Below are 389 nucleotides of genomic sequence, written 5' to 3' on the forward strand. Positions count from 1 at the left end.
CAGATCACTGATCAAACTGCTGTTGCCGGTAGCGCTAGTGCTCGCCTACGTAGCCTGGGCTTACACCCGTATGCCCGGTGCAATTCTGTATGTACACAACCATACGGATCGCCCCATCTTCAGCTACGCCGTCAATGAGGCCTGGGGCGGCAATGCATTTGCTTATGGTGGAGGGAAGGCGACATGCTGCACGCGTATCGAAGGCGATGTGCTGACCGTGCAGTGGATCAAGGGACGCACCGGGGAACAGGTTCGCCAAGGCGTTGAAAAAGAGACCATCACCCAACAAGTGCCCAACCCGCCCCGCACCAGGCAAGACAAGTACCTGCATGTGCATTTCTTTCCGGGGGATCAGGTTCGTCTGTTCTGGAGCCCCAATCTGGACAGTC

At 57.1% G+C, this 389-nt stretch carries 1 protein-coding gene; it reads left to right on the top strand.

The window, feature by feature from the left end:
- Nucleotides 1-22 precede the first annotated feature (22 nt).
- Nucleotides 23-389, top strand: a 367-nt coding sequence (locus E4487_RS24255; RefSeq protein ID WP_373921569.1) for a DUF3304 domain-containing protein, incomplete at its 3' end; no start/stop codon positions are given.

This window comes from Pseudomonas sp. BMW13 (genome assembly GCF_013357275.1).
Classification (GTDB): Bacteria; Pseudomonadota; Gammaproteobacteria; order Pseudomonadales; family Pseudomonadaceae; genus Aquipseudomonas; species Aquipseudomonas khazarica.